This is a genomic window from Streptomyces sp. NPDC048331 (assembly GCF_043201215.1).
Lineage (GTDB): Bacteria > Actinomycetota > Actinomycetes > Streptomycetales > Streptomycetaceae > Streptomyces.
On the sequence record NZ_JBICYT010000001.1, the window covers coordinates 183,778 to 209,996 of the forward strand.

Annotated in this window: 26 protein-coding genes; 15 read left to right on the forward strand and 11 right to left on the reverse strand. The window is 71.9% G+C overall.

Annotation, left to right across the window (positions count from 1 at the left end):
* Positions 1-83 precede the first annotated feature (83 nt).
* Both ACGFYY_RS00770 and ACGFYY_RS00775 read right to left on the reverse strand, forming a co-directional pair.
* Positions 84-380, reverse strand: coding sequence for an MTH1187 family thiamine-binding protein (locus ACGFYY_RS00770; RefSeq protein ID WP_150259427.1), 297 nt, complete (start codon positions 378-380; stop codon positions 84-86).
* Positions 377-724, reverse strand: coding sequence for a DUF3817 domain-containing protein (locus ACGFYY_RS00775; protein WP_365266067.1), 348 nt, complete (start codon positions 722-724; stop codon positions 377-379). The genes ACGFYY_RS00770 and ACGFYY_RS00775 overlap by 4 nt, the downstream gene beginning before the upstream one ends.
* Before the next feature lie 187 nt (positions 725-911).
* Here ACGFYY_RS00775 and ACGFYY_RS00780 point away from each other — a divergent pair, with 187 nt between their 5' ends.
* From ACGFYY_RS00780 to ACGFYY_RS00800, 5 genes are all read left to right on the forward strand, one after another.
* Entirely contained in the window at positions 912-1,550 is a 639-nt protein-coding gene (locus ACGFYY_RS00780) for an AIM24 family protein (RefSeq protein WP_030009698.1), read from the forward strand.
* On the forward strand, positions 1,550-2,200 hold the full coding sequence (locus tag ACGFYY_RS00785) for an AIM24 family protein (RefSeq protein ID WP_030009699.1): 651 nt from the start codon (positions 1,550-1,552) through the stop codon (positions 2,198-2,200). Before ACGFYY_RS00780 ends, ACGFYY_RS00785 begins: the two co-directional genes overlap by 1 nt.
* An 11-nt stretch (positions 2,201-2,211) precedes the next feature.
* On the forward strand, positions 2,212-3,015 hold the full coding sequence (locus tag ACGFYY_RS00790; protein ID WP_365266138.1) for an AIM24 family protein: 804 nt from the start codon (positions 2,212-2,214) through the stop codon (positions 3,013-3,015).
* A 63-nt stretch (positions 3,016-3,078) separates the two neighbouring features.
* The gene (locus ACGFYY_RS00795) at positions 3,079-3,582 is read left to right on the forward strand and encodes a MarR family winged helix-turn-helix transcriptional regulator (protein ID WP_393706821.1); all 504 of its coding nucleotides are present in this window, start codon (positions 3,079-3,081) and stop codon (positions 3,580-3,582) included.
* Positions 3,583-3,707: 125 nt separating this feature from the next.
* Positions 3,708-4,286 carry a PepSY domain-containing protein gene (locus ACGFYY_RS00800; protein ID WP_393706458.1) on the forward strand — a complete coding sequence of 193 codons (579 nt, stop codon included), beginning with the start codon at positions 3,708-3,710 and terminating at the stop codon, positions 4,284-4,286.
* 70 nt (positions 4,287-4,356) lie between these two features.
* Here ACGFYY_RS00800 and meaB read toward each other — a convergent pair whose 3' ends face one another.
* Positions 4,357-5,319 carry a methylmalonyl Co-A mutase-associated GTPase MeaB gene (meaB, locus tag ACGFYY_RS00805; RefSeq protein ID WP_393706459.1) on the reverse strand — a complete coding sequence of 321 codons (963 nt, stop codon included), beginning with the start codon at positions 5,317-5,319 and terminating at the stop codon, positions 4,357-4,359.
* Positions 5,320-5,399: 80 nt separating this feature from the next.
* Positions 5,400-6,599, reverse strand: a complete 1,200-nt coding sequence (locus ACGFYY_RS00810) for an acetyl-CoA C-acetyltransferase (RefSeq protein ID WP_393706460.1) — start codon at positions 6,597-6,599, stop codon at positions 5,400-5,402.
* Between the two features lie 135 nt (positions 6,600-6,734).
* Here ACGFYY_RS00810 and mce point away from each other — a divergent pair, with 135 nt between their 5' ends.
* The 7 genes from mce to ACGFYY_RS00845 all read left to right on the forward strand — a co-directional run bounded on the left by mce (position 6,735) and on the right by ACGFYY_RS00845 (position 17,033).
* Positions 6,735-7,163: a methylmalonyl-CoA epimerase gene (gene mce / locus ACGFYY_RS00815; protein WP_008738238.1), complete on the forward strand. Its 429-nt coding sequence runs from the start codon at positions 6,735-6,737 to the stop codon at positions 7,161-7,163.
* Positions 7,164-7,355: 192 nt separating this feature from the next.
* Positions 7,356-11,912 (forward strand): polarized growth protein Scy, encoded by a 4,557-nt coding sequence (gene scy, locus ACGFYY_RS00820; RefSeq protein WP_393706461.1) that lies wholly within the window; start codon positions 7,356-7,358, stop codon positions 11,910-11,912.
* Positions 11,913-12,107: 195 nt separating this feature from the next.
* Complete coding sequence (locus ACGFYY_RS00825) at positions 12,108-13,046, forward strand: cellulose-binding protein (RefSeq protein ID WP_030386920.1); 939 nt, start codon at positions 12,108-12,110, stop codon at positions 13,044-13,046.
* 102 nt (positions 13,047-13,148) lie between these two features.
* Positions 13,149-14,144 carry an ABC transporter ATP-binding protein gene (locus tag ACGFYY_RS00830; protein WP_365266056.1) on the forward strand — a complete coding sequence of 332 codons (996 nt, stop codon included), beginning with the start codon at positions 13,149-13,151 and terminating at the stop codon, positions 14,142-14,144.
* Positions 14,145-14,146: 2 nt separating this feature from the next.
* The gene (locus ACGFYY_RS00835; RefSeq protein WP_365266054.1) at positions 14,147-14,917 is read left to right on the forward strand and encodes an ABC transporter permease subunit; all 771 of its coding nucleotides are present in this window, start codon (positions 14,147-14,149) and stop codon (positions 14,915-14,917) included.
* 146 nt (positions 14,918-15,063) lie between these two features.
* Positions 15,064-16,200 carry an ABC transporter ATP-binding protein gene (locus ACGFYY_RS00840; protein WP_393706462.1) on the forward strand — a complete coding sequence of 379 codons (1,137 nt, stop codon included), beginning with the start codon at positions 15,064-15,066 and terminating at the stop codon, positions 16,198-16,200.
* Positions 16,197-17,033: an ABC transporter permease gene (locus ACGFYY_RS00845; RefSeq protein ID WP_030764068.1), complete on the forward strand. Its 837-nt coding sequence runs from the start codon at positions 16,197-16,199 to the stop codon at positions 17,031-17,033. The genes ACGFYY_RS00840 and ACGFYY_RS00845 overlap by 4 nt, the downstream gene beginning before the upstream one ends.
* Before the next feature lie 18 nt (positions 17,034-17,051).
* Here the strand turns inward: ACGFYY_RS00845 and ACGFYY_RS00850 are convergent, their stop codons facing one another.
* Positions 17,052-17,378: a hypothetical protein gene (locus ACGFYY_RS00850; RefSeq protein WP_030009607.1), complete on the reverse strand. Its 327-nt coding sequence runs from the start codon at positions 17,376-17,378 to the stop codon at positions 17,052-17,054.
* Between the two features lie 229 nt (positions 17,379-17,607).
* Here ACGFYY_RS00850 and ACGFYY_RS00855 point away from each other — a divergent pair, with 229 nt between their 5' ends.
* Positions 17,608-18,639 (forward strand): LLM class flavin-dependent oxidoreductase, encoded by a 1,032-nt coding sequence (locus ACGFYY_RS00855; protein WP_393706463.1) that lies wholly within the window; start codon positions 17,608-17,610, stop codon positions 18,637-18,639.
* 94 nt (positions 18,640-18,733) lie between these two features.
* Here ACGFYY_RS00855 and ACGFYY_RS00860 read toward each other — a convergent pair whose 3' ends face one another.
* Positions 18,734-19,126 (reverse strand): SCO5389 family protein, encoded by a 393-nt coding sequence (locus tag ACGFYY_RS00860; protein WP_030037139.1) that lies wholly within the window; start codon positions 19,124-19,126, stop codon positions 18,734-18,736.
* A 220-nt stretch (positions 19,127-19,346) separates the two neighbouring features.
* Between ACGFYY_RS00860 and nucS the strand changes: the two genes are divergently transcribed.
* Positions 19,347-20,018 (forward strand): endonuclease NucS, encoded by a 672-nt coding sequence (nucS, locus tag ACGFYY_RS00865; protein WP_030720861.1) that lies wholly within the window; start codon positions 19,347-19,349, stop codon positions 20,016-20,018.
* 55 nt (positions 20,019-20,073) lie between these two features.
* Here nucS and ACGFYY_RS00870 read toward each other — a convergent pair whose 3' ends face one another.
* The 4 genes from ACGFYY_RS00870 to ACGFYY_RS00885 form a co-directional block, all read right to left on the reverse strand.
* Complete coding sequence (locus ACGFYY_RS00870) at positions 20,074-22,593, reverse strand: ATP-binding protein (RefSeq protein WP_393706464.1); 2,520 nt, start codon at positions 22,591-22,593, stop codon at positions 20,074-20,076.
* 192 nt (positions 22,594-22,785) lie between these two features.
* Positions 22,786-23,109, reverse strand: coding sequence for an STAS domain-containing protein (locus tag ACGFYY_RS00875; protein WP_030764081.1), 324 nt, complete (start codon positions 23,107-23,109; stop codon positions 22,786-22,788).
* A gap of 176 nt (positions 23,110-23,285) precedes the next feature.
* Entirely contained in the window at positions 23,286-24,134 is an 849-nt protein-coding gene (locus ACGFYY_RS00880; RefSeq protein ID WP_365269530.1) for a 3-hydroxyacyl-CoA dehydrogenase family protein, read from the reverse strand.
* A 156-nt stretch (positions 24,135-24,290) separates the two neighbouring features.
* Positions 24,291-24,830, reverse strand: a complete 540-nt coding sequence (locus ACGFYY_RS00885; RefSeq protein WP_393706465.1) for a hypothetical protein — start codon at positions 24,828-24,830, stop codon at positions 24,291-24,293.
* A gap of 98 nt (positions 24,831-24,928) precedes the next feature.
* On the opposite strand from ACGFYY_RS00885, the gene ACGFYY_RS00890 reads away from it, so the two are divergent.
* A complete protein-coding gene (locus ACGFYY_RS00890) occupies positions 24,929-25,501 on the forward strand; it encodes a cob(I)yrinic acid a,c-diamide adenosyltransferase (RefSeq protein ID WP_365269536.1) in 573 nt (190 codons plus the stop codon).
* On the opposite strand, the gene ACGFYY_RS00895 is transcribed toward ACGFYY_RS00890, so the two are convergent.
* Positions 25,498-26,121 (reverse strand): hypothetical protein, encoded by a 624-nt coding sequence (locus tag ACGFYY_RS00895; protein ID WP_393706466.1) that lies wholly within the window; start codon positions 26,119-26,121, stop codon positions 25,498-25,500. The two genes, ACGFYY_RS00890 and ACGFYY_RS00895, sit on opposite strands and share 4 nt — an antisense overlap.
* Positions 26,122-26,219 lie beyond the last annotated feature (98 nt).

The following is a 26,219-nucleotide window of genomic DNA, read 5'->3' on the forward strand; positions in this document are numbered from 1 at the left end:
CCCGGGAACGCGAAAGCGCCCCCGGCCTGCGGGCCGGGGGCGCTTTCGGAAGTACCGGCGGAAATCGGGCCGGTGAGGGCGGTTCAGCCCTCGGCCAGGTGCCGCTCCACCGTCTCGACCTTGGAGGTGATCCCGTCGTGGACCCCGGGGCGGATGTCGGCCTTGAGGATGAAGGAGACGCGCGGCGCCCGCTCCTCGACGGCGGCCACCGCGCGCCGGACCACGTCCATGACCTCGTCCCACTCGCCTTCGACGGTGGTGAACATCGCGTCGGTGCGGTTCGGCAGCCCGGACTCGCGGACCACCCGGACCGCGTCGGCGACGTACTCGCCGACCTCTTCACCGACCCCCAGCGGGGTCACCGAGAACGCGACGATCATGCCTGGGCCGCCTCACGCGCGACGCGGGCCGCCACCACGCTGTCCGACTCTTCCCGCTTGAGCAGCTTGTCGCCGTAGAGGCCGCCCAGGGGCACCACGGAGAGGAAGAAGAAGAACAGGACCTTCTTGAAGGGCCACTTCGCCTTGTACCAGACGTCGAGCAGCAGCACCCCGTAGATCATGAACAGGATCGCGTGCAGAAAGCCCAGCGGCATCAGCAGGTAGTCGATGTCCGAGATCCGGCTCAGCAGCGAGCCGAAGATCAGCAGGGCCGGGAACGACAGCGCCTCCGGGACGGAGACGAGGCGCAGTCGGTGCAGGGCGGAGGCGGTCTTGATGTCCACGGGGAACCTTCGGGCTGGAGGCCAGGGTCCTTCCCAGTGTCTCAGCCGCTTTGCGGGATCTTGACCCGACCCCTCGCCCGCCGCGACCTCCACGGACGGGGTGCGGTCGCGCCGATATCACCCGGGTGTGGCATATATCGTCCACAGGGCCCTGTTCGGGGTCGCCCGGTGCCGATAACGTCTTCCCGTGGCTCAGTTCCGACTCCAAGGCAGCAAGGTGCTGGCCGTCGACCTGACCGGGGACGCCGTGAAAGCGAAGAACGGCTCCATGGTCGCGTACGACGGGCAGATGGCCTTCAAGAAGATGACCGGCGGCGGCGAAGGCCTCCGCGGCATGGTGACCCGCCGGCTGACCGGCGAACAGATGACAGTGATGGAAGTGCAGGGGCACGGCACCTGCTTCTTCGCCGACCGCGCGAGCGAGATCAACCTGGTGAACCTGCGCGGCGAGAAGCTCTACGTCGAGTCCAGCAACCTGCTGTGCACCGACGCCGGTCTGCGGACCGGCACGACCTTCACCGGCCTGCGTGGTGCGACGACGGGCAACGGCCTGTTCACCACGACGGTCGAGGGTTCGGGCCAGGCCGCGATCATGTCCGACGGGCCGGCCGTGGTGCTGCGCGTGAGCGCCCAGTACCCGCTGTCCGTCGACCCCGGCGCCTACATCGCGCACACCGGCAACCTCCAGCAGTCCTTCCAGTCCGGTGTGAACTTCCGCACACTCATCGGCGAGGGCTCCGGCGAGGCGTTCCAGATCCGCTTCGAGGGCGAGGGCCTGGTCTACGTGCAGCCCAGCGAGCGCAACACCGTCGGGGGCGACATCTGATGCCGTTCCGCGAGATCAACTCGAAGATGGTCGAGGCCCAGGTGATCCCGGGTCAGAAGATGTACAGCCAGCGCGGCGCCATGCTCGCGTACCGCGGCGAGGTCTCCTTCACCCCGAGCCTGACCGGCGGTCAGGGCGGGGTCATGGGCATGATCGGGCGCCGCGTGGCGAACGAGCAGACCCCGCTGATGGCGGTCGAGGGCAGCGGCACCGTGATGTTCGGCCACGGCGGCCACCACATCCAGGTGATCAACCTGACGGGCGAGACGCTCTACGTCGAGGCCGACCGGCTGCTCGCCTTCGACGGCACCCTCCAGCAGGGCACGATGTTCATGGGCTCCCAGGGCGGGGTCATGGGCATGGTCCGCGGCCAGGTGACCGGCCAGGGCCTCTTCACCACCACCCTCAAGGGCCACGGCTCCGTCGCCGTGATGGCCCACGGCGGGGTCATCGAGCTGCCGATCACCCCGCAGCGCCCGATCCACGTGGACCCGCAGGCGTACGTCGCCCACCACGGTGACGTGCGCAACAAGCTTTCCACCGCCCTCGGCTGGCGGGACATGGTGGGGCGCGGCTCGGGCGAGGCGTTCCAGCTGGAGCTGTCCGGCCAGGGCGCGGTGTACGTACAGGCCTCCGAGGAGAAGCTGTGAACTTTGGCCCTGTGACCGGCGGACCGGGCGGCCCGACGGTCTTCGACCCGTACACGCTGCCCTCCGACGACAACGTGAACGCGTACACCTTCTGCGTGGAGCTCAAGGGGAGCCAGTGGTTCCTGCAGAAGGGGAAGATGATCTCGTACTACGGGAACATCGACTTCAACGGCATCGGCAACGGCCGCTTCGACCGCCTGCTGCGCAGCAGCTTCCACTCGCCGCTGCACGCGAGCGACTGGGTGGTCGCCGAGGGCTCGGGCAAGATGCTGCTGGCCGACCGGGCCTTCGACGTGAACTCGTACGACCTGGACAAGGGCAACCTGACGATCCGGTCGGGCAACCTGCTCGCGTACCAGCCCTCGCTCGCCCTGAAGCAGTCGATCGTCCCGGGTTTCCTGACGCTGATCGGAACCGGGAAGTTCGTGGCGGCGTCCAACGGACCGGTGGTGTTCATGGAGCCGCCGCTGCGCGTGGACCCGCAGGCGCTGGTGGGCTGGGCCGACTGCCCTTCGCCGTGCCACCACTACGACCACGGATACATGACGGGCGTGATGGGCGGACTGCGCTCGCTGACCGGCATCGGGGGCAGCTCGGGCGAGGAGCACCAGTTCGAGTTCGTCGGCGCGGGGACGGTGCTGCTGCAGTCGTCGGAGATGTTGATGGCGGAGCAGGCGATCGGCACGGTCGGCGCCGGGGCGGCCACGGGCAACGCGCAGGGCGTTCCGGGGGCCGGTCAGGGTCCGATGGGGCAGCTGGGTGTGCCGCGGATGCCGGGACAGCTGGGTGATCTCCAGCGCCGCCTCGGACTGTGATCCCCTGACCTGAGATTTTTGTACGCAATTCAACTTTTTAGGTAGAGTTCATTCATGGAGACCATGGAGACCCAGACGGCCGCCCTCCCCCAGAGTCCGTCCGGGGGCACCCGCTGGCTGACCGATGCCGAGCAGTGCGCCTGGCGCACCCACCTGGACGTCAGCCGGCTGCTGATGCACCAGCTGGAAAAGGACCTCCAGCCCTTCGGACTCACCAACAACGACTACGAGATCCTCGTGAACCTCTCGGAGTCGCAGGACCACCGGATGCGGATGAGCGATCTCGCGACCGCCACGCTGCAGTCCAAGAGCCGACTGTCGCACCAGATCACGCGCATGGAGACGGCCGGCCTGGTCCGCCGGGTGAACTGCGAGTCCGACCGCCGCGGCCTGTACGCGGTCCTCACGGACGAAGGCATGGAGACGATGCGCCGGGTCGCCCCGCACCACGTGGCGTCCGTCCGCCGGCACTTCATCGACCTGCTGCCGCCGGAGGCCCTGGCGGCGCTGCGCGCCTCGCTGACCCCGGTCGCGGAGCACCTGCGCGACAACCGCGGCAGGGCCTGAGGTCGGGGCCGAGCCGTCCGGACCGCGCGCACTCGTCGCGCCCCGGACGGCCATCGGCCTGACAATGGCTGGGAACGCTCGCTGCCGGCCCTTGCCCGTCGGGCCGGCCTGAGGAGGTCCAGCCTATGAAGCACAACGTGTTCGTCTCAGCCGCCGCGTCCGTGGTCCTGCTGACCGCGGCCCCCTCGGCGACCGCCGCCACGGTGTCGTCCGCCGACTCGGCGAGAACCGTCCCCGCATCCGCCGCCGCCCGCGCCGACGTCTCGGCGGAGCAGGCCGTCGCCGCCGCCCTCAAGGACTATCCGGGCGTGGTCGAGTCCCTCGACAGGGACGGCAACATCTGGCACGTGGACGTGATCACCAAGGACGGCAAGGGCCACGCCGAGTTGGAGGTCGACGCCGCCACGGGCAAGGTGTCCCGGAAGAACGTGGACAAGGACGAGAACCCGGGCGAACACAAGGGCCTGCTCGCGGCCAAGATCACCGCCGCGCAGGCCGCCAAGGCCGCCGTGGCCGCCCACCCGGGCACGACCTGGACCGTCGAGTGGGACTCCGACGACGACAGCGGCAAGGCCCCGTACTGGCACGTCGAGGTCAGGGGTTCCGACGGCAAGACCTGGAACGCGTCGGTGGACCCCACGACCGGCAAGGTCACCGCACAGACCGACTCCGACTCGAACTCGGACTCCGACGACAACTCCTGACTCCTACCCCCGGACACCGGCGGGGAGCGCCGCACGCGCTCCCCGCCGAGCCGTGGGCCCGGGCGGAGGCTCAGGCCTCCGTCAGCGTCGTCAGCAGCGCGTCCGCGGCCGCGTACGGGTCCAGTTCGCCCACGGCCACCTTGGCGGCCAGCGCGTCCAGGTGGGCGTCGCCGTGCACGTCCGCCATCCGTGCCCGCAGCGCGGTGACGGCGATCGTCTCGACCTCCCGGGCCGCCCGGGTGGCCCGCCGCTGGGCCAGCACACCCCGCTCGTCCATCCACGCCCGGTGCTTCTCCAGCGCCTCGACCAGCTCGTCGATGCCCTGGCCGCGGGCCGCGACGGTCTTCACGATCGGCGGCCGCCAGTCGTCCCGGCCCCGGGCCTCGCCCAGGCCCAGCATGTGGTTCAGCTCCCGGGCGGTGGCGTCCGCGCCGTCCCGGTCCGCCTTGTTGACCACGTAGACGTCGCCGATCTCCAGGATGCCCGCCTTGGCGGCCTGGATCCCGTCGCCCATCCCGGGGGCCAGCAGCACCACCGAGGTGTCGGCCTGCGAGGCGATCTCCACCTCCGACTGCCCGACCCCGACCGTCTCGACCAGGATCACCTCGCAGCCGGCCGCGTCCAGCACCCGGATCGCCTGCGGGGCGGCCCAGGCCAGGCCGCCCAGGTGGCCGCGGGTGGCCATGGAGCGGATGTAGACCCCCGGGTCGGAGGCGTGGTCCGACATCCGCACCCGGTCGCCGAGCAGCGCACCGCCGGAGAAGGGCGAGGAGGGGTCGACGGCGAGGACGCCGACCCGCTTGCCGGCCTTGCGGTACGCGGAGACGAGTGCCGAGGTCGAGGTCGACTTGCCGACGCCCGGCGACCCCGTCAGCCCCACCACGTACGCCCCGCCCGTCAGCGGGGCCAGCGCGGCCATCACCTCGCGCAGCTGCGGGGACGCGCCCTCGACCAGCGAGATCAGCCGGGCCACCGCTCTCGGGCGGCCCTCACGCGCCTGGGCCACCAGCTGGGGGACGTCCACCGCCGTCATCTGTGCTGCGCTCCTCGGTTCTCGTACGGATACGTGGGGGCCGCCGGGCCCGGGGATCGGGGCCGGCGACCCGACGCCGCCTACTTGGCGACGCGGACGATCAGCGCGTCGCCCTGGCCGCCGCCGCCGCACAGGGCGGCTGCGCCGACGCCGCCGCCACGGCGCTTCAGCTCCAGCGCCAGGTGCAGCACCACACGGGCTCCGGACATGCCGATCGGGTGGCCCAGGGCAATGGCGCCACCGTTGACGTTCACCTTTTCCGGGGTCACGCCGAGGTCCTTCATTGACTGCACCGCGACCGCCGCGAAGGCCTCGTTGATCTCGATGAGGTCCAGGTCGGAGACCTCCAGGCCCTCCTTCTTCAGGGCGTGGAGGATCGCGTTCGACGGCTGCGACTGGAGCGAGTTGTCGGGGCCGGCCACGTTGCCGTGGGCGCCGATCTCGGCGATCCACTCCAGGCCGAGCTCCTCGGCCTTCGCCTTGCTCATCACGACCACGGCGGCGGCGCCGTCGCTGATCTGCGAGGAGGTGCCGGCGGTGATCGTGCCGTCCTTGGCGAAGGCCGGACGCAGCTTGCCGAGGGACTCCACGGTGGTCTCGGGGCGGATGCCCTCGTCCGTCGAGAAGATCACCGGGTCGCCCTTGCGCTGCGGGATCTCCACGGGGACGATCTCGGCCTCGAAGACACCGTTCTTCTGCGCGGCCGCGGCCCGCTGGTGCGAGGCGGCGGCGAACGCGTCCTGCGGGGCGCGCTCGATGCCCAGGCGGGTGTTGTGCTTCTCGGTGGACTCGCCCATCGCGATGTTCTCGAAGGCGTCGGTGAGGCCGTCGTAGGCCATCGCGTCCAGCATCTCGACGGCGCCGTACTTGTAGCCCTCGCGGGACTTGGGCAGCAGGTGCGGGGCGTTGGTCATGGACTCCTGACCGCCCGCGACCACGATGTCGAACTCACCGGCGCGGATCAGCTGGTCGGCCAGCGCGATCGCGTCCAGGCCCGAGAGGCACACCTTGTTGATCGTGAGGGCGGGCACGTTCATCGGGATGCCCGCCTTGACGGCGGCCTGGCGGGCGGGGATCTGGCCCGCGCCGGCCTGGAGCACCTGGCCCATGATCACGTACTGCACCTGGTCGCCGGAGATCCCGGCCCGGTCCAGCGCGGACTTGATGGCGAAGCCGCCGAGGTCGGCACCCGAGAAGGACTTCAGCGAGCCGAGCAGCCGTCCCATGGGCGTGCGGGCCCCGGCGACGATCACAGAAGTGGTGTTGTTCGATCCGGACATGAGGCACAGCCCCTTGGATGAGGAGTGAACGAGGGTTTACGTGAATGTACTGGGCGGTACCGCAGCGGTCACCGGGGTGCCGGTGTGATCGCGCGCACGTTGCGTGACGACCCCCTTCGGCGGTGCACTGTCACCATGCTGACAAGAATCGACCACATCGGGATCGCCTGCTTCGACCTGGACAAGACTGTCGAGTTCTACCGTGCCACGTACGGCTTCGAGGTGTTCCACTCCGAGGTCAACGAGGAGCAGGGTGTCCGCGAGGCCATGTTGAAGATCAACGAGACGTCCGACGGCGGCGCCTCGTACCTCCAGCTCCTGGAGCCCACCCGCGAGGACTCCGCCGTCGGTAAATGGCTGGCCAAGAACGGCGAGGGCGTGCACCACATCGCCTTCGGCACCGAGGACGTCCAGGGGGACTCCGAGGCCATCCGCGGCAAGGGCGTCCGCGTCCTCTACGACCAGCCCCGCACGGGATCCATGGGGTCCTCCATCACCTTCCTGCACCCCAAGGACTGCCACGGCGTTCTCACCGAACTGGTCACCTCGAACCCCGAGCACTGACGGACCACTGATGGCCCGATTCCCCGGCCGGTAGAGTGGCCATGGCTCGGCCGGGGTTCGGTGCGGAGACGGGGTCGGGGCCTGTGATCCCTGCCCCGGTATCTGACACCATTCCCCCGGGGGCGTCGTTCAGCGGGCGAGCGATGCTCATTGGGAGTGAGCTTGCGACCAGGGGACGGATGGGACCGCGCTGTGCGGGGCTACGAAAGCCAGGAGAGCCATCAGGCCGAGGCCGACCATCTCTCGCGCTTCGAGGCCGAGATGGAGCGGCTGAAGAAGGAGCGCGGGAAGGCCGTCCAGCACGCTGAGGACCTGGGATACCAGGTCGAGGTGCTGCGCGCCAAGCTTCACGAGGTACGACGCGCGCTGGCGTCCCGCCCCGCCTACGACGGCGCGGACATGGGCTACCAGGCGGAGCAGTTGCTCCGTAATGCCCAGATCCAGGCCGACCAACTGCGTTCGGACGCCGAACGCGAGCTGCGCGACGCCCGGGCCCAGACCCAGCGCATCCTCCAGGAACACGCCGAGCACCAGGCGCGCCTGCAGGCCGAGCTGCACGCCGAGGCCGTCAACCGCCGCCAGCGCCTGGACCAGGAGCTGGGCGAGCGGCGCCAGACCGTCGAGGCCCACGTCAACGAGAACGTGGCCTGGGCCGAGCAGTTGCGGGCCCGTACCGAGGCTCAGGCACGCCGGCTCATGGAGGAGTCCCGCGCCGAGGCCGAGCAGTCCCTGAACGCAGCCCGCGCCGAGGCCGCCCGGGTCGCCGAGGAGACCCGGCGCCGGATGGCCGCGGACGCCGAGGCCGCCCGCGCGGAGGCCGAGACCACCCTGCTGCGCGCCCGCAAGGAGGCCGAGCGGCTGCTGACCGCCGCCTCCTCGCAGGCCCAGGAGGCCAGCGAGCACGCGGAGCGGCTGCGCTCCACCACCACCGCCGAGGCCGAGCACACCCGTCAGCAGACCCTGGACCTGGGCCGGCTGGCCGAATCCCGGGTGCAGGAGGCCGACTCCGCGCTGCGCGAGGCCCGGGCCGAGGCCGAGAAGCTCCTCGCCGAGGCGAAGGAGAGCGCCACCCGGCAGCTGGCGTCCGCGGAATCCGTCAACGAGCAGCGCACCCGCACCGCCAAGGAGCAGGTGGCCCGGCTGGTCGGCGAGGCCACCAAGGAGGCCGAAGCCCTCAAGGCGGAGGCCGAGCAGGCCCTGGCGGACGCCCGCGCGGACGCCGAGCGGCAGCGCACCGAGGCCGGCGAGAGCGCCCGTACGGCGGCGGCCGAGGACATGGCGGCCCAGCTGGCGAAGGCCGCCCGCACGGCCGAGGACGTACTGAACAAGGCGTCGGAGGACGCCCGGGCCACCACCCGGGCCGCGTCCGAGGAGGCCGAGCGGATCCGCCACGAGGCCGAGGCCGAGGCCGACCGGCTGCGCCTGCAGGCGGCGACCACGGCCGACGAGCTCAAGGGCGCCGCGAAGGACGACACCGAGGAGTACCGGGCCCGCACGGTCGAGCTCCAGTCGGAGGCCCGACGGCTGCGCGGCGAGGCCGAGCAGCTGCGCGCCGAGGCCGTCGCCGAGGGCGAGCGGATCCGCGGCGAGGCCCGCCGCGAGGCCGTCCAGCAGATCGAGGAGGCGGCCCGGACCGCCGAGGAGCTGCTCGGCAAGGCCAAGGCGGACGCGGACGAGCTGCGCGGCGGCGCGACCGCCGAGAGCGAGCGGGTGCGCGCCGAGGCCGTGGAGCGGGCCGGCACGCTGCGCAAGCAGGCCGAGGAGACCCTGGAGCGAACCCGCGCCGAGGCCGAGCGGCTGCGTGCCGAGGCCGAGGAGCAGGCCGAGGCCGTACGCGCCGAGGCCGACGCGGCGGCGGTGGCCCGGCGCCAGGAGACCGAGCAGACGCTGGCCGCCAAGCGCGCGGAGGCCGACGAGGAGCTCGTACGGCTGCACACGGAGGCCGAGACCCGGCTGACGACGGCCGAGCAGACGCTGCGTGACGCCCGCGGTGCGGCGGAGAACATCCGCCGCGAGACCACGGAGGAGAACGACCGGCTGCGCGCCGAGTCGGCGGAGCGGATCCGCACCCTGCAGACGCAGGCGGAGGCCGAGGCCGACCAACTGCGTACCGAGGCGGCGCAGGACGCCGGCCGGGTGCGCGCCGAGGCCGAGCAGTCCGCCGTGCGGCTGCGCGGTGAGGCCGAGGCCGAGGCGGAGCGGGTGCGCTCCGAGGCCCAGGAGACCGCCGACCGGCTGCGCGCGGAGGCGAAGGCCGCCGCCGAGCGGGTCGCCGAGGAGGCCGCGGAGGCGCTGGCCGCCGCGCAGGAGGAGGCCGCCCGGCGCCGTCGGGAGTCCGAGGAGACCCTGGCGTCGGCGCGCACCGACGCGGACAGCGAGCGGGCCCAGGCCCGCGAGCAGAGCGAGGAACTGCTGGCGCAGGCCCGCAAGCGCTCCGAGGAGGCACAGGCCGAGGCGGTCTGGCTGACGGAGGAGGCCGAGCGGCGCGCCTCGGAGGTCGTGTCGGCGGCGGAGGCCACCGCCCAGCAGGTACGGGACTCCGTGGCCGGGCTGCACGAGCAGGCCGAGGAGGAGATCACCGGGCTGCGCAACGCCGCCGAGCACGCGGCGGAGCGTACGCGGACGGAGGCCGAGGAAGAGGCCGGCCGGGTCCGCGCCGACGCCTACGCGGAACGGGAGCGGGCCACCGAGGACGCCAACCGGATCCGCGGCGAGGCGCGGTCCGAGACGGACGCGGCGAAGGCGCTCGCGGAGCGCACCGTCGCCGAGGCCATCGCCGAGGCCGAGCAGCTGCGCGGCGACACCGCCGAATACGCGCAGCGGGTGCGTACGGAGGCCACCGACGCGCTGGCCGCCTCCGAGCGGGACGCGGCCCGGACCCGGGCCGACGCCCGGGACGACGCGAACCGGATCCGCGGCGAGGCGGCGGAGTCCCTGGAGGCCTCCCGCGCCGAGGGCGCCCGGATCACGGCCGAGGCGACGGCGGAGGCCGAGCGGCTCACCGAGGAGACCCGCGCCGCGAACGCGGCCACCGTCGGCGAGGCGACGGCCGAGGCCGAGCGGATCACCACCGAGGCGGACGAGATCGCCGAGGCGACCCGCATCGAGGCCGCGGGCATCCTGGACGAGGCCCGGGCCGAGGGCAATCGGCTGCGTACCGAGGCCGCGGAGCAGGTCGACCGGCTCATCACCGAGGCCTCCGCGGAGGCCGACCGGCTCACCGAGGAGACCCGCGCCGCGAACGCGGCCACGGTGGGCGAGGCCACGGTGGAGGCCGAGCGGCTCACCACCGCGGCGACCCGGCTCAAGGCGCAGGCCGCCGAGACCCTGGCGAGCGCCGAGCGCGACGCCGCGCGGATCATGGTCGACTCGCGCGCCGAGGGTGACCGGCTCATCGACGAGACCCGCGTGGCCAACGAGGCCACCGTCGCCGAGGCGACGGCGGAGGCGGACCGGGTGCGCGCCGAGGCGGCCGCGGTGCTGGACGACGCCCGCGCGGAGGGCGGCCGGATCATCGGCGAGGCCACCGCCGAGGCGGACCGGGTCACGGTCGCGGCGAACGAGACGCTGGCGGGCGCCGAGCGCGACGCCGAGCAGACGCTGGACGAGGCGCGCGCCGAGGCGAACCGGCTGCGTACCGAGGCGGCCGAGCAGGCGGACCGGCTCGTCACGGAGGCCGTGTCCGAGACGGAGAAGCTCACCGAGCAGACCCGCAAGGACAACGAGCGCACCGTCGGCGAGGCGGCCGCCGAGGCGGAGCGGCTGCGTGCGGACGCGTCGGAGGCGCTGTCCTCCGCGCAGGAGCACGCGACCCGCACCCGGTCGGAGGCCGAGCGGGTCAAGGCGCAGGCGGCCGCCGCGGCGGAGCGCACCCGCGCCGAGGCCCGTACCGAGTCCGAGCGACTGCTGGACGAGGCGCGCGAGGCGGCCAACAAGCGCCGCAGCGAGGCCGCGGAGCAGGTCGACCGGCTCATCACGGAGGCCTCGGCGGAGGCCGAGAAGCTCACGGCCGAGGCGCAGAAGCAGGCTCTCGCCGCCACCACGGCGGCCGAGGAGCAGGCCGACGCGATGGTCGACGCGGCCCGCAAGGAGGCCGTGCGGATCACCTCGGAGGCGACCGTCGAGGGCAACTCCATGGTGGAGAAGGCCCGTACGGACGCGAACGAGCTGCTGGTCGGCGCGCGCACGGACGCGGCCGCCATAAGAGAACGGGCGGAGGAGCTGCGCGGCCGGGTCGAGGGCGAGGTCGAGGAACTGCACGAGCGGGCCCGCCGGGAGTCGGCCGAGCAGATGAAGTCGGCCGGCGAGCGCGTGGACAAGTTGGTGCGCGCGGCGACGGAGCAGAGCGTCGAGGCCGAGGCGAAGGCCAAGGAGCTCGTGTCGGACGCGAGCAGCGAGGCGAGCAAGGTGCGCATCGCCGCGGTCCGCAAGGCGGAGGCGCTGCTCAAGGAGGCCGAGCAGAAGAAGGCGGAGCTGGCCCGGGAGGCCGAGAGCGCCCTCGCGCAGGCCAAGGCCGAGGCGGAGCAGCTCGTCGAGGAGGGTCGCCGTGAGCTGGAGGTCCTGGTGCGCCGTCGCGAGGACATTCAGGCGGAGATCTCCCGTGTCCAGGACGTTCTTGAGGCGTTGGAATCATTCGAGGCGCCTTCGGGCGGCGGAAAGCCGGCGGTCGGCGGCCAGGGCGCGGGGGGCGTGAAGGCCGGAGTGACTGCGGGATCCACTCGTTCGGGTGGCAAGGCGTCGGAGGGGTAGCCAAATGCTCCGAGGTGTGTGCACCTGATGAAGGTTCAGGCGAACGGGTGACAAGCGTTCTGCTGTCTTGCCACTCAAAAGGGGTGTCATTGTCCAGATCAAACGCGGATTGACTCGATGACACGCCGTCTGGGCGCCTAGGATTCCCCTAACACCTCACGTAGCACCTCATCGGTCTCATTCGACAGGAACCCCATGAGCGACACTTCCTCCCCCTTCGGCTTCGAGCTCGTGCGGCGTGGTTACGACCGTGGTCAGGTGGACGACCGCATTACCAAGCTGGTCTCCGACCGCGACAGCGCCCTTGGACGTATCAACTCTCTGGAAAAGCGGATCGAGGAGTTGCACCTCGAGACGCAGAACGCCCAGGCCCAGGTGAACGACGCCGAGCCGTCGTACGCCGGCCTCGGCGCCCGGGTCGAGAAGATCCTGCGGCTGGCCGAGGAGGAGGCGAAGGACCTGCGCGAGGAGGCCCGTCGCGCGGCCGAGCAGCACCGTGAGCTCGCCGAGTCGGCCGCCCAGCAGGTGCGCAACGACGCCGAGTCGTTCGCCGCCGACCGCAAGTCGAAGGCGGAGGACGAGGGCGTCCGCATCGTCGAGAAGGCCAAGGGCGACGCTTCGACCCTGCGCGCCGAGGCCCAGAAGGACGCGGCCTCCAAGCGCGAGGAGGCCGACGCCCTCTTCGAGGAGACCCGCGCCAAGGCCGCCCAGGCCGCCGCGGACTTCGAGACCAACCTGGCCAAGCGCCGCGAGCAGTCGGAGCGCGACCTGGCCTCCCGTCAGGCCAAGGCCGAGAAGCGTCTCGCGGAGATCGAGCACCGCGCCGAGCAGCTGCGCCTGGAGGCCGAGAAGCTGCGTACGGACGCGGAGCGTCGGGCCCGTCAGACCGTGGAGACCGCGCAGCGCCAGGCCGAGGACATCGTGGCCGACGCCAACGCCAAGGCGGACCGCATCCGCAGCGAGTCCGAGCGCGAGCTGGCGGCGCTCACCAACCGCCGCGACTCGATCAACGCGCAGCTGACCAACGTCCGCGAGATGCTGGCGACGCTCACCGGTGCGGCCGTCGCGGCGGCCAACCCGATCGTGGACGACGAGCCCGTCACCCGCGGCGTCCCGGCTCAGCAGAGCCGCTGATTACCGCCGGGTAGCACACGGCACCCGTCGTGCGCCCGATCGAGGGCCCTATGTCACCCTTTTGAGGTGGCGTAGGGCCCTCGGGCGTTCTAGCGTGTCCGCATGATCGAGCTCGAGGGCCTTACCAAACGATTCGGCACGACGACCGCCGTGGACCACCTCAGCTTCCAGATCCGACCGGGGGTGGTGACCGGCTTCCTGGGCCCGAACGGTGCGGGCAAGTCGACGACGATGCGCATGATGATCGACCTCGACAACCCGACCAGCGGCACGGTCCGGGTGTACGGGAAGCACTACCGAGAGCTGTCGGAGCCGCTGAAGCACGTCGGGGCGCTCCTGGACGCGAAGGCCATGCACGGTGGCCGGACCGCGTACAACAACCTTCTCTGCCTGGCCCAGTCGAACCGCATCCCGCGTCAGCGGGTCGACGAGGTGTTGGACCTGGTCGGTCTGACGGCCGTGGCGAAGAAGAAGTCCAAAGGATTTTCGCTCGGAATGAGCCAACGGCTGGGAATCGCCTCCGCATTGTTGGGCGATCCGGAGATCCTGATGTTCGACGAGCCGGTCAACGGCTTGGATCCCGAAGGAATTCTCTGGATCCGCAATCTGATGAAGGGGTTGGCGGCGGAGGGAAGGACGATCTTCGTCTCCTCCCACCTGATGAGCGAAATGGCGCTGACAGCGGACCATTTGGTCGTGATCGGGCAGGGAAAGCTGCTGGCGGACCTGCCGATGGCCGATTTCATCCACCAGAACTCGCGCAGCTACGTACGGCTGCGCTCCCCGCAGCAGGAACGACTGAAGGACGTCCTGCACGAGGCCGGGATCAACGCGGTGAGCGTTCCCGCCACCGGCACCCTGGAGATCGACGGCGCGAGTGCGGAGCAGCTCGGCGAGCTGGCCGCCCAGCACCAGATCGTGCTGCACGAACTCAGCCCGCAACGGGCATCACTGGAGGAAGCGTTCATGCGCATGACGGCGGACTCCGTCGAGTACCACGCCCACGCCCCGGGCATGGCCGCCGACAACCCGGCCCGGCCGGCCGACGTCCCCGCCTGGGGCGCCGGCTTCGAGGCGACCCGCAAGGGCGGTGAGTGAGCATGGCTTTCACCGCCGTCCTGCAGTCCGAGTGGACCAAGATCCGCACGGTCGCCTCCACCAGCTGGACCCTCGCCCTCGTCTTCCTCGTCACCGTCGGGTTCGCCGCGCTGTTCAGCGCCACGTTCGACCCGGACAGCCTGCCGGCCGCCCAGCGGGCCACCTTCGACCCGACCGCGATGAGCCTCGGTTCGATGCAGCTGGGACAGCTGGCCATGATCGTCTTCGGTGTGCTGGTCGTGAGCACCGAATACAGCACCGGCATGATCCGCACCTCGCTGGCCGCCGTACCCCGCCGGGAGCACTTCCTGCTCGGCAAGATGGCGGTGGCGACGGCGCTGGCCCTGGTCGTGGGGCTGCTGACCAGCTTCGTGTCGTTCTTCCTCACCCAGGCGCTGCTCGGTGACCTCGGTATCGGCATCGGCGAGGAGCACGTGCTGCGGGCCGTGACCGGCGCCGGGCTGTACCTGGCGATGCTGGCCCTGTTCTGCATGGGGGTGGCGGCCGTACTGCGCAGCTCGGTCGCCGCCATCAGCGTCCTGGTCCCCTTCTTCCTGATCGTCTCGAACCTGCTCGTCGGTTTCGACGCGACCCGTACGGTCGGCCAGTACCTGCCGAGCAACGCCGGGGGAAGGATCATGCAGGTCGTGCCCAACGCGTTCGACGCCCCCGACACCCCGTACGGTCCGTGGGGCGGCTTCGGGATCATGGTCCTGTGGACGCTGGCCGCGGTACTCGGGGGCTACGCCGTCCTCCGCAAGAGGGACGCCTGACCTCCTGCCCGCGTACTACGGGTGATTCCCGGGTCGGACTCAGGGGCAGCTCAGGGATCCGGCCCGGGACGGAACCGCGGGAACCTCGTTATCCTCTTAACCCTTACGCGGGCGAAAGTCGTCCCGGCCTGGTAAGGGGCAGCAAGATGATCGAGGCAGTCGGCCTGACCAAGCGCTTCGGCGCGAAGACCGCCGTCGACCAGCTGTCCTTCCAGGTCAAGCCGGGTCACGTCACCGGATTCCTGGGGCCCAACGGCTCCGGGAAGTCCACCACCATGCGCATGATCGTCGGACTGGACCGGCCCACGGCCGGGCATGTCACGATCAACGGCCGGCCGTTCCGGGAGTTGCCGAACGCCCAGCGGCACGTCGGGGCCCTGCTCGACGCGAAGGCCGTGCACGGCGGCCGGCGGGCCCGGACCCACCTGCTCTCCATCGCCCAGCTCTCCGGGATCCCGGAGAAGCGGGTGGACGAGGTGCTGGCCGTGGTCGGCCTCCAGGACGCCGCCCGGCAGCGTACGAAGGGCTTCTCGCTCGGTATGGGCCAGCGGCTCGGCATCGCCACCGCGCTGCTCGGCGACCCGCAGGTGCTCCTGTTCGACGAACCGGTCAACGGGCTCGACCCCGAGGGCATCCTCTGGGTCCGCAACCTCATGCGCCGGCTGGCCTCCGAGGGCCGCACCGTCCTGGTCTCCTCGCACCTGATGAGCGAGATGGCGCTGACCGCCGACCACCTGATCGTGATCGGCCGGGGGCGGCTGCTGGCCGACATGGGTACCCAGGAGTTCATCGCGCACAACTCGGCCGGATTCGCTCGGGTGCGGACGGCCGACACCGATCCTGATGGCTGGGACACGCTGGGTAAGGCCCTCACCAAAGCGGGCGGGCGGGTCCTCCAGGAGCCCGACGGAGCACTGCGCGTGACCGGCCTGGAGCTGCCGCGCATCTCCGACCTCGCGCACGAGGCCGGCGTACGGCTGTGGGAGCTGTCACCGCACCGGGCCTCGCTGGAGGAGGCGTACATGCGGATGACCCAGTCCACCGTCGAGTACACCTCCACCGACGACCCGCGCGCCGAGCTGTGGGAGCCGGAGCCGCTCACCCTCCCCGCCTGGGAGGAGGAGGCGCAGTCGCAGGCAGCTCCCGAGGTCCCGCAGACCGGCTTCTACGCTCCCCCGCCCCCCGGGGCGGGCGGGCAGCCCTTCCTGATGCCCGGCAAGCCGGGCGAGCTCGCGAGCACCACCAGGAACACCACCCCGCGCACCCCCGAGGACACCCGATGACCCCGACGACCACGACGGCGGAGCAGCACGGGAGCTACAGCTCCTCCCTCGCCACGCCGCGGCCGCACCTGGGGCACGCCATGGCCTCGGAGTGGACCAAGCTGGTCTCGCTCCGCTCCACCCTGTGGACGCTGGGTTCGCTCGTGCTGACCGTGGTCGGCGTCGGTCTGACCGTCGTCTCGCAGACCTCGGCCGAGGACTTCACGCAGATCAACTTCACCACGCCCGCGCTGATCGGCCTGCTGGTCGGGCAGCTCGCGGTGATCGTCCTCGGGGTGCTGACCATCAGCTCGGAGCACGGCACCGGGCTGGTGCGGACCACGTTCACGGCCGCCCCGGACCGGTACCGGGTGCTCACGGCCAAGTACCTCGTCTTCAGCATGGTGGCCTTCGTCATCACCGCGCTGTCGGTCTTCGTGGTCGGCGTCACCGCGGCGGTGATGCGCGGCGGCACCGCCTCCGGCCCGCACGCGGCCGGCGAGTGGTTCGGGGCGCTGCTCGGCTGCGGCTACGTCACCCTTCTCGGCGTGCTGGCGCTCGCGATCGGCGCGCTGGTGCGGCACTCGGCCGGGGCGATCGCCGTGATGCTGGGTCTGGTCACGCTGCCGCCGGTGATCGGGGCCATGCTCAGCATGTGGCAGGCCGTCGCGTCCACCGGCGAGCTCATCCTGCGCCACAACGTGCCGGTGGCACTGATGACGCTGTTCGGCCTGCCGCAGGGCGGCGACATCGGCCCGGAGCCGAGCACCCTCTCGCACGTGATGCTCATCCTGCTGGTCACCGGCGGCGCGGTGGCCGCCTCGTACGTGATCGTCGGCCGCCGGGACGTGTAGGCCGTCCCGTGCGCCCGGTCAGTACCGGGGAGCGTTGCGGGACCGCTGCACCTTCGAGGTGCGGCGGTCCTTCGCGTTCCAGCAGGCCTTGTGCCAGTGCCGGCGGTCGTCCACACCGCCGTACTCGGGCCAGGCCACCAGGTGCGGGGTGCCGGAGGGGATCTCCTGGTCGCAGCCGGGGCAGCGGTAGCGCTTGCCCGCCGCGCTCGCGCCGGCCACGTGCCGGACCTTCCAGTCCTCCCCCTGGTACTCCTCCGTGCGCTCCAGCCCGTAGCGGTCGAGGCCGGTGCTGGGGCGTTCGTCCGGGGTCTCGCCGCCCCTGGGGCGGTTGTTGCGCGGTGACACGTATACCTCACGGATGGGCGGACGGCAGTGACTTTCTCCCAGACTACGCGCAGCGAGGCCGGGTACCCGCAGGGTTGCCGAGGAAGACGGCCACGCGACGAGGAATGGCCCGACAATCCCAATAACTTTCCTGTCAGCCCGTGCCTTTGGCACGTGTCAGACGTTGTTGCCATAGGAAGAACCGGTCCACCTGGGGGAGGCCGCGTCAGCCGCGAGGAGGCAAAAGGCGATGCGCGTAGGAGCGTTTGTACTGGCGGCCCAGTTCCCGGGCCAGGGACAGGGAGAGGCACTGCACCGGGCGGTGCGGACCGCCGAGGTGGCCGAGGAGGCCGGGCTCGACTCGGTCTGGCTCGCCGAGCACCACTTCGTCCCGTACGGGGTCTGCCCCTCGGCGGTGACCCTGGCGGGCCTGCTGCTGGGCCGGACCCGGCGGCTGCGGGTGGGCACGGCGGTGAGCGTGCTGCCGAGCACGCACCCGGTGGCACTCGGGGAGCAGGCGGCCCTGCTGCACCTGACCTCGGGCGGCAGGTTCACCCTCGGGGTGGGCCGCGGCGGGCCGTGGGTGGACCTGGAGGTCTTCGGCGGCGGCCTGGACCGTTACGAGAACGGCTTCCCGGAGGCCCTGGACCTGCTGCGGCGCTGGCTGACGGAGGCCCGGGTGGGCGCCGCCGGCGAGCGGTACGGATTCCGCGAGGTGGCCGTCGTACCGCGCCCCTCGGAGGCCCTGGACGGGGACCCGGCGGGACCCGAGGTCATCGTGGCCTGCACCTCGCCGGCGTCGGTCCGGATGGCCGCGGAGCGGGGGCTGCCGATGCTCCTCGGGATGCACTGCGGGGACGAGATCAAGGCCGAGATGGTCGAGCTGTGGCGCGGCACGGCGTTGGCGGCGGGTCACTCGCGCGAGCACGTGGCGGGCGCGGGACACGTCTCCGCCGGGGTGTGCCAGATCGCCGACCGTACGGCGGACGCGCGCGAGACCCTGCTGAAGGCGATGCCGGGCTGGCTCAAGCAGGGCCTCGACGCGCATGTGACGGTGGACGGCCGGGTGCGCGCGATGCGGGATCCGGTCGCCTACACGGAACTGCTCTGCGACCTGCACCCGGTGGGCACCCCGGAGGTGGCGGCGGACCGGCTGGCGGCCACGGCGGCACGGACGGGCATCACGCGCTTCGCCCTCCTGACGGAGGGATCCGGAGATCTCGCCGCGACGGAGGAGAACGTACGACGACTCGGCGCCGAGGTCCTTCCCCGTCTCGACTGAGATCTGCCGGTCCTACCTGGGCCGTTTCTTTCGGATCACGCCGGTGGGCCCGGACATGATCCGAAAGAGGCGGCCAGGACACGGCCGAGCCGGTCTAGCAGTCCCGCAGCTCGGGCGACTGGTTGAGCAGCTGACCGCGGATCGAAGTGAACTTGGCCAGCCGGTCGTCCACCGAGGGATCCAGCGGGAAGACCGCCACCCGGTGACAGTTCTGGAATGCCAGGCGCACTCCGAAGTGCCGTTGCAGCGCACCGCGTATCGCGTCACTCGCGAGGGCGCGCAGCAACTGCCCTCGTGCCTGCTCGTCCGGCGGCGGCGTCTGGTTGTCGGCGAACTGTCCGCCGTCCACCTTCAGCTGAGCCACCAGCGAGCTGATCATCTCCCACGCGAAGGGCAGGGAGGTCCGGACGCAGTCGACGAAAGCGGCTTCGTCGACCTCGCCTCGCTCGGCCTGTTCGAGTAGGGCCGGTGAGACGTCGAGCGACATGGGTTCTCCTCTCGCGACCCCGGCTGTTCGGGTTGCCGGAGTCTTACGGGCAGGGAAGGAGGTCGCGACGCAGAGTGCACGCTCGACAACCTCCCGCTCACCACGGTAGGCGTCCCATCGGTGACGCACCAGGAGAATGCGCATACAACGCGCCATCGGCGAACGGGGCTTTCAGGGGCGAATCGCGTGAAGGCCTTCTCGTCGAGTAGCGTTGCCGACCATGCGTCTCGTCATTGCCCGCTGCTCCGTCGACTACGCGGGCCGGCTCACCGCCCATCTGCCCTCGGCACCCCGTCTGATCCTCGTGAAGGCTGACGGCAGTGTCTCGATCCACGCGGACGACCGAGCGTACAAACCGCTCAACTGGATGTCCCCGCCGTGCACCCTCAAGGAGGGGAGCGGCGATGAGGCCAACATCTGGACGGTCATCAACAAGGCGGGCGAGAAGCTCATCATCACCATGGAGGAAGTCCTCCACGACTCCTCCCACGAGCTGGGCACCGACCCGGGGCTCATCAAGGACGGCGTCGAGGCACACCTCCAGGAACTGCTGGCGGACCGCATCGAAACGCTGGGCGAGGGCTACACGCTGATCCGACGCGAGTACATGACGGCGATCGGCCCGGTGGACATCCTGTGCCGGGACGCGTCGGGCGCGACGGTGGCCGTGGAGATCAAGCGCCGCGGCGAGATCGACGGTGTCGAGCAGCTGACGCGCTACCTCGAACTCCTCAACCGTGACCCGCACCTGGCCCCGGTCCGGGGTGTCTTCGCGGCCCAGGAGATCAAGCCGCAGGCGAAGGTCCTGGCGACGGACCGCGGCATGGACTGCGTGGTCCTGGACTACAACGCGCTGCGCGGCATCGAGGACGACAAGCTCCGCCTGTTCTGATCCTCCGCTCCACCCCGCACCACGGCTCCGCCCCTCGGGACGGAGCCGTCGTCGTTCAGTCGCCGGTGACCGGTGAGCCGGCCGAGGTGGTGGTACCCGTCTGGGTGGCGGTCGCCGAAGGCGTCGGCGTGATCGTCTCCGTCACGGTGGGCGAGGGCTGGGCGCTGGTCTGCGTGGGCGAAACGCTCGTCGTCGGCGTCGAGTTGGTCGGCGGCGTCGAGGACGGGCGGCGCGACGGGGTCCGGGCGGGGCTGCGGCCCGGGGTCGGCGCGGCGCTCTGTCCGGGCTCCGGGGTCTCGGCCGGCGGGGCCGATACGGGCGGCTCCGGTGCAGGATCGTTCCCGCTGGTGACGGCGGTCGTGTCCGGCGCCGCGACGGTGGGGGTGGAGCTCACCGCCGGGCTCTGCGCCGGCGGCTCGCTGTCCGAGGAGCTCAGCGCCAGGCTGACGGCCGTGCCCAGCGCCACCACGACCAGCGCGCCCGCGCCGGCCAGCAGCACGAGCCGGCGACGGCCAGGCGCCTGGGCCGGTGCGGCGGCGGAACGGGGGGCGGCGGGTGGGGCGGGCTTCGGATCCAGCGGGAAGGCGTCCTCGAAGACCTCGGACAGCGTCGCGGGCGTCTCCGAGCGGCCGGTGACCGGCACGACCGGGGTCATCCGGGTCACCGCCTCGGCGGAGACCGGGACCGCCGGAGCCACCGGGGGCACCCGGGTCGTGGACGCCTCGGAGGCCGCCGGGGCGGCCGGGGCGGACGCGCCGGACGGGGTCGAGGACGGGGCCGACGCCGAGGACGGGGCCACGCGCGGTGCGGCGGCGGACCGGGGGGCCGGGGTGGCGGGGGTGGCCACCGTCACGGCCTCGGAAGCCGCCGCCGGGGCGGCCGGTGCCTCCAGCCGCAGCGGCGGTGACGCCCCCGCCGTCTCCCGGTCGACGACCAGTGCCAGGGCCCGCCGTCCCGCGACGGTGCCCCGCTTGTCCGCCAGGGCGCCGCGCAGCCCGATCGAGGTCTCCAGCTCGGCCCGCGCCCGGTCCAGGCGCTCCTCGCACAGGGCCAGCACACCGAGCTCGTGGTGGAAGTACGCCTGCTCGGCGACCTCGCCGGCCTTGCGCGCGGCCTCCGCTCCCGAGCGCAGCACCCGCTCCCAGGCCTCCCAGTGCAGCGAGGCCGCGAACGCCGGAGCCGCGGTACGCGCCAGCAGCACCGCCGCGACCACGTCCGCGCCGGCCAGCGCCGTGAGCACCGCGTCCGCCTCGGCCGCGACCCGCTCCGGGACCACCGAGGAGTGCCCGGTCCACCAGGCGTAGTGCCGGGCGGCCGTACGGGCCTCCTCCGAGGCGGTGACCCCGTATCCGACCTCCTCCAGCTGCCGGGCGACGCCCGAGGCCAGCCGGTAGCGCGTTCCGACGGGCGTCAGCAGCCCGCAGGCCAGCAGCTCCGCCACCGCCGTGTCGGCGTGGGTGTCACCCACCAGCGCGGGCAGGTGCGCGTGGTGCGGCAGCTCACCGCCGAGCGCGCACGCGATCCGCAGGGCCGCGCGCGCCGACTCGCTGACCCGCGAGGCGAGCAGTTCCGCCGGGGCGGCGCCTTCGGCGAGGGTCGGCAGCGGCACGTGCACGGCGTCACGGGGGCGTTCCTCGAAGACGCCGGGCTCCTCCTCCTCGTCGTCCTCGTCGCTGTGGTTGAGCTCGTCCCGCTGCCGCAGCAGTGCGGCGGCCTGGACGAAGCGCAGGGGCAGCCCCTCGGAGGCGAAGCGCAGGTCGCCCGCCCAGGCGGTCTCCTCGTCCGTCAGCGGCCGTCCGAGGCCCGCTTCGAGGAGTTCCAGGCAGTCGGCCTTGCCCAGTCCGCCGAGGAAGACCTCCTCGATGTGCGAGTCGTCGGAGGGGGCCCGGGTGTCGGGGGTGGCGGCCAGCAGGTAGGCGCATTCGGGGGTGGCGCGCATGAGTTCGTCGAGGGCGGTCCCGCCCATCTCCAGGTCGTCCAGGAGGACGACGGCGCCTATCTCCCGTACCCGGGCCAGGAGCTCGGTCCGGGCGGGCCGCTCCCGCTCGGCCGCGTACACGGTCGCGTAGAGGGCGTGGAGCAGTTCCCCGGGCTGCTGCTGCCCGTATCCGCTGAGCCGAACGACGCCGTCGGGCGCCAGGCCCGCGCAGCGGCCGGCGACCGCGTCGAGCAGTGCGCTGCGGCCGGATCCCGAGGGTCCGGTCAGCCGTACGGACCGACCCCGGCCCAGCAGCCGGACGAGCCGCTCCAGCTCCTCCTCGCGCGCCCGCAGCGGCGGGGCGGGGACGGCGGGGCCCGGCAGTACGGGCGGCCGGGCGGCGGTGGCACGGGCCGCGCGGGCGGCCGCGTCGCGCTTGGCGGGGCGGGCCGGCTCGGTGCCGGGGCGCAGCGGTTCGATCTCGCTGCCGTCGACCGGGTTGACGGTGAGGGCGAACCCGCCCGCGGTCAGGCTGACGACCCGCGCGGGTCCGGCCGCCGCGGGTGTCGCGGAGGTCGTGGGCGCGCCGGGCCGCACGGGCCCGGAGCCGCCCGTGGGCTGCTCGGGCTGCTCGCTCTGCCCCTGTGTACGGTCCATGACCCAGTCCCCCGATCGCGGGCCGCGTGCCTCGCCGTCGTACCGCCCGGCCGTCGCGCACCCGCTGTCGCCACCGGTCCGGTTTCCGCCCGAACCCTAGACCGTGGCCGGTCGTGCGGGAAACCGCAGGGGTGCGATCACCACCGGACCGTTACGTTTCCGCGGGGAACGCGGAGGTCAGCGGTTTGTCGGTCAGACGCGGGGCAGGGACTCGGCTTCCAGGCCGCCCTCGATCGCGAGGATCCGGTGCAGCCGGGTCGCGACGAGCAGCCGCTGCATCTGCGGGGGCACGCCGCGCAGGACCAGGCGGCGGCCCGTCCGACCGGCCCGGCGGTGCGCTCCCATGATCACGCCGAGGCCGGTCGCGTCCCAGGAGTCGAGCCCGGTGAGGTCGAGCACGAGGTCGCCCTGCCCGTCGTCGAGGGCGGAGTGGAGGGCCGTACGGGCGTCCGCCGCGCTGCGCACGTCGAGGCGACCCCCGACAGCGAGTTCGGCGTGGTCGCCCCTGATGTGCATGTGTACTCCCGGCGGTACTGCGTACGTAATGGTCCGACTGGTCCGTGGTCGGCAACTCTCACTGCAACTGACTGCCGCACGGGCAGGGAAGTTGCCGACCGTGAGCGAACCGATACCTAATTCACCCTGGGGGGTGACGGCATTCGAACGGTGGTGCTCCGTGGCAGGGCCAGGCCTCAGTGCTTGTAGAAGCCCTGGCCGCTCTTGCGGCCGAAGTCCCCGGCGTCCACCATCCGTCGCATGAGCTCCGGCGGGGCGAACTTCTCGTCCTGGGACTCGGTGTAGATGTTGCTGGTGGCGTGCAGCAGGATGTCGACGCCCGTCAGGTCGGCGGTGGCCAGCGGGCCCATCGCGTGCCCGAAGCCGAGCTTGCAGGCGATGTCGATGTCCTCGGCGGAGGCCACGCCCGATTCGTACAGCTTCGCGGCCTCGACGACCAGCGCGGAGATCAGACGGGTCGTCACGAAGCCGGCGACGTCGCGGTTGACGACGATGCAGGTCTTGCCGACGGACTCGGCGAACGCCCGGGTGGTGGCGAGGGTTTCGTCGCTCGTCTTGTAGCCGCGCACGAGCTCGCACAGCTGCATCATCGGGACGGGCGAGAAGAAGTGCGCGCCGACGACCCGCTCCGGACGCTCCGTCACGGCCGCGATCTTCGTGATCGGGATGGCGGAGGTGTTGGAGGCGAGGATCGTGTCCTCGCGGACGATCTTGTCCAGGGCGCGGAAGATCTCGTGCTTGATCTCGATCTTCTCGAAGGCGGCCTCCACCACGATGTCGACGTCGGCGACCGCGTCGAGGTCCGTGGTGGTGGTGATGCGCGCGAGCGCGGCCTCGGCGTCCTCCGCCGTCAGCTTGCCCTTGGAGACGAACTTGTCGTAGGAGGCCTTGATTCCGTCCGTGCCACGGGTCAGCGCGGCCTCGGTGACATCGCGGAGTACGACGTCCCAACCCGCCTGAGCGGAGACCTGCGCGATTCCGGAACCCATGAGTCCGGCACCGATGACGGCGAGCTTCCCAGCCACTACACACCCCTCGTTTCCCTACGGCACAGTCACGTAGCCACTCCGGCGGAGACTAGCGCCCGGGCGGTGCCGTGTGACCGTGAAGTAACACGCGTCACGTCTCAGATGACGGACATCACACCGGGACGGCCCAGCAACCCTCCCCCGCCCTCCAGTTCACCCGTCCTCGTCCCCGGCGTACCTCTCGGCCAGTGCGCGCAGCCGTCCCAGCTCCTTACGGGCGGCGCCGAGGTGGCCGATCTCGACGGCCATGGCGCCGCGTCCGGCGAGGTGGTGGGCGTCCGCCCGGGCCCGTTCGTCGGCCTCCGGGCACGCGCAGATCTCCCTCCGCAGGCGGTGGAGCGCCCCCAGGACGTCGCGCGCGGTGGCGGCCTTCGCCTCCCGGGGCGGGAGCTGCGCGCGCAGCATGTCCTTGGCGTAGTCCCAGACCCTCGCGTCGTGCTCGGCGGCGTCCGGTTCGCCCGGGTGGTGCGGGTGGCCGGCCCAGCGGGCGGCATGTCGTCGCAGGGCCTCGAGGCGGTCCAGGGCCTCCCTCAGGCGCCCGGCGGCCACGGCCGCGCGTCCGGCCCGGGCGGACTCGGCCGACTCCCGGAGGGCGACCGGCCCGTCCGCGTCCCGGGTGGCGAGGAAGCCCGCCAGAAGATCGATCTGCTGGGCGGCCTCGGCGAGCCGCCAGATGTAGTACACGTCGGCCACTTCGCCGCTCCCTTCCGGGCCAGGGGCCCATCGGACCGTATGTGAGCGGCGGCGACCTCGCCCGGAATTTCCCCCGCGGGCCCGTCTACGCTGGCCGCATGGTGAACCTCACGCGCATCTACACCCGTACCGGCGACCAGGGCACGACCGCCCTCGGCGACATGAGCCGCACCGCCAAGACCGACCTGCGGATCTCCGCGTACGCCGATGCCAACGAGGCCAACGCGGCCATCGGGACGGCGATCGCGCTCGGCGGACTGTCGGCGGACCTGGCAAAGGTCCTGGTCCGCGTGCAGAACGACCTCTTCGACGTCGGCGCCGACCTGTGCACCCCGGTCGTCGAGAACCCGGAGTACCCGCCGCTGCGCGTCGAGCAGTTCTACGTGGACAAGCTGGAGGCGGACTGCGACCACTTCCTGGAGCAGGTGGAGAAGCTGCGCAGCTTCATCCTCCCCGGCGGCACCCCCGGCGCGGCCCTGCTGCACCAGGCCTGCACGGTGGTCCGGCGCGCCGAGCGTTCGACGTGGGCGGCGCTGGAGGTGCACGGCGAGGTGATGAACCCGCTGACCGCCACCTACCTGAACCGGCTCTCCGACCTCCTGTTCATCCTGGCCCGGGTGGCCAACAAGGAGGTCGGGGACGTGCTGTGGGTGCCGGGCGGCGAGCGCTAGCGCTCCGTCCGGGTCAGGGGGGACCGGTCCTCGGCGGCGTCCGCCGGGGCCTGCTCCCGGGCCTGCTGCCGGTCCTGGTCCGGGCCGTTCTTCGGGGCCTTGCTCGGCCAGATCGTGTAGGCCACGGCGACCAGGGCGTGGATGCCGACCACGCGCAGGGCGCTGAACTGCCAACCCTCGAGCGAGCTGACGTCGCCCGCGTCACCGACGAACCAGATCGCCAGCTGGAGCAGCGTCAGGGCGACGGCGGCGGCGAGCACGGTACGGATCCACAGCTTCCACTCGTGCCGGGCCCGCGCCGTCCCGTACCCGGGTCCCGCCGGCTTCGGCCCCCCGGCCAGCCGGTACGCGGCGTGCCCGTCGAGCCACTTGATCGTGTAGTGGCCGTAGGCGACGGTGTAGCCGATGTACAGGGCGGCCAGTCCGTGCTTCCAGTCCGGTGCGGCGCCGTTCTTCAGGTCGAACGTGGTGACCACCAGCAGGACCAGCTCCATCAGCGGCTCGCACAGCAGGACCGCCGCGCCCAGCCTCGGCATCTTCGCGAGGTAGCGCAGCGCCAGGCCGGCCGCCAGCAGTACCCAGAAGCCGACCTCGCAGGCGATGATCAGCGCGACGATCATGGGACTCTCCGTCCGCTCGGGTTCTCCGTTCCCTTCCAGGCTCCCGTCCGGCGGGGCCCGATACGTCGTCTCCATTGACCATGTGGACCTGCATCCTT

Bases quoted from the DNA above. Each gene is read 5' to 3' on its own strand.
- ACGFYY_RS00835 (WP_365266054.1), top strand. From the start codon at position 14,147: ATGGCTTTCACCGCCGTCCTGCAGTCCGAGTGGACCAAGATCCGCACG.
- ACGFYY_RS00830 (WP_365266056.1), top strand. From the start codon at position 13,149: ATGATCGAGCTCGAGGGCCTTACCAAACGATTCGGCACGACGACCGCC.
- ACGFYY_RS00845 (WP_030764068.1), top strand. From the start codon at position 16,197: ATGACCCCGACGACCACGACGGCGGAGCAGCACGGGAGCTACAGCTCC.
- ACGFYY_RS00825 (WP_030386920.1), top strand. From the start codon at position 12,108: ATGAGCGACACTTCCTCCCCCTTCGGCTTCGAGCTCGTGCGGCGTGGT.
- ACGFYY_RS00785 (WP_030009699.1), top strand. From the start codon at position 1,550: ATGCCGTTCCGCGAGATCAACTCGAAGATGGTCGAGGCCCAGGTGATC.
- ACGFYY_RS00875 (WP_030764081.1), bottom strand. From the start codon at position 23,109: ATGCACATCAGGGGCGACCACGCCGAACTCGCTGTCGGGGGTCGCCTC.
- ACGFYY_RS00800 (WP_393706458.1), top strand. From the start codon at position 3,708: ATGAAGCACAACGTGTTCGTCTCAGCCGCCGCGTCCGTGGTCCTGCTG.
- ACGFYY_RS00870 (WP_393706464.1), bottom strand. From the start codon at position 22,593: ATGGACCGTACACAGGGGCAGAGCGAGCAGCCCGAGCAGCCCACGGGC.
- ACGFYY_RS00770 (WP_150259427.1), bottom strand. From the start codon at position 380: ATGATCGTCGCGTTCTCGGTGACCCCGCTGGGGGTCGGTGAAGAGGTC.
- ACGFYY_RS00840 (WP_393706462.1), top strand. From the start codon at position 15,064: ATGATCGAGGCAGTCGGCCTGACCAAGCGCTTCGGCGCGAAGACCGCC.
- ACGFYY_RS00855 (WP_393706463.1), top strand. From the start codon at position 17,608: ATGCGCGTAGGAGCGTTTGTACTGGCGGCCCAGTTCCCGGGCCAGGGA.
- mce (WP_008738238.1), top strand. From the start codon at position 6,735: ATGCTGACAAGAATCGACCACATCGGGATCGCCTGCTTCGACCTGGAC.
- ACGFYY_RS00890 (WP_365269536.1), top strand. From the start codon at position 24,929: ATGGTGAACCTCACGCGCATCTACACCCGTACCGGCGACCAGGGCACG.
- ACGFYY_RS00860 (WP_030037139.1), bottom strand. From the start codon at position 19,126: ATGTCGCTCGACGTCTCACCGGCCCTACTCGAACAGGCCGAGCGAGGC.
- meaB (WP_393706459.1), bottom strand. From the start codon at position 5,319: ATGACGGCGGTGGACGTCCCCCAGCTGGTGGCCCAGGCGCGTGAGGGC.
- ACGFYY_RS00895 (WP_393706466.1), bottom strand. From the start codon at position 26,121: ATGATCGTCGCGCTGATCATCGCCTGCGAGGTCGGCTTCTGGGTACTG.
- nucS (WP_030720861.1), top strand. From the start codon at position 19,347: ATGCGTCTCGTCATTGCCCGCTGCTCCGTCGACTACGCGGGCCGGCTC.
- ACGFYY_RS00795 (WP_393706821.1), top strand. From the start codon at position 3,079: ATGGAGACCCAGACGGCCGCCCTCCCCCAGAGTCCGTCCGGGGGCACC.
- ACGFYY_RS00810 (WP_393706460.1), bottom strand. From the start codon at position 6,599: ATGTCCGGATCGAACAACACCACTTCTGTGATCGTCGCCGGGGCCCGC.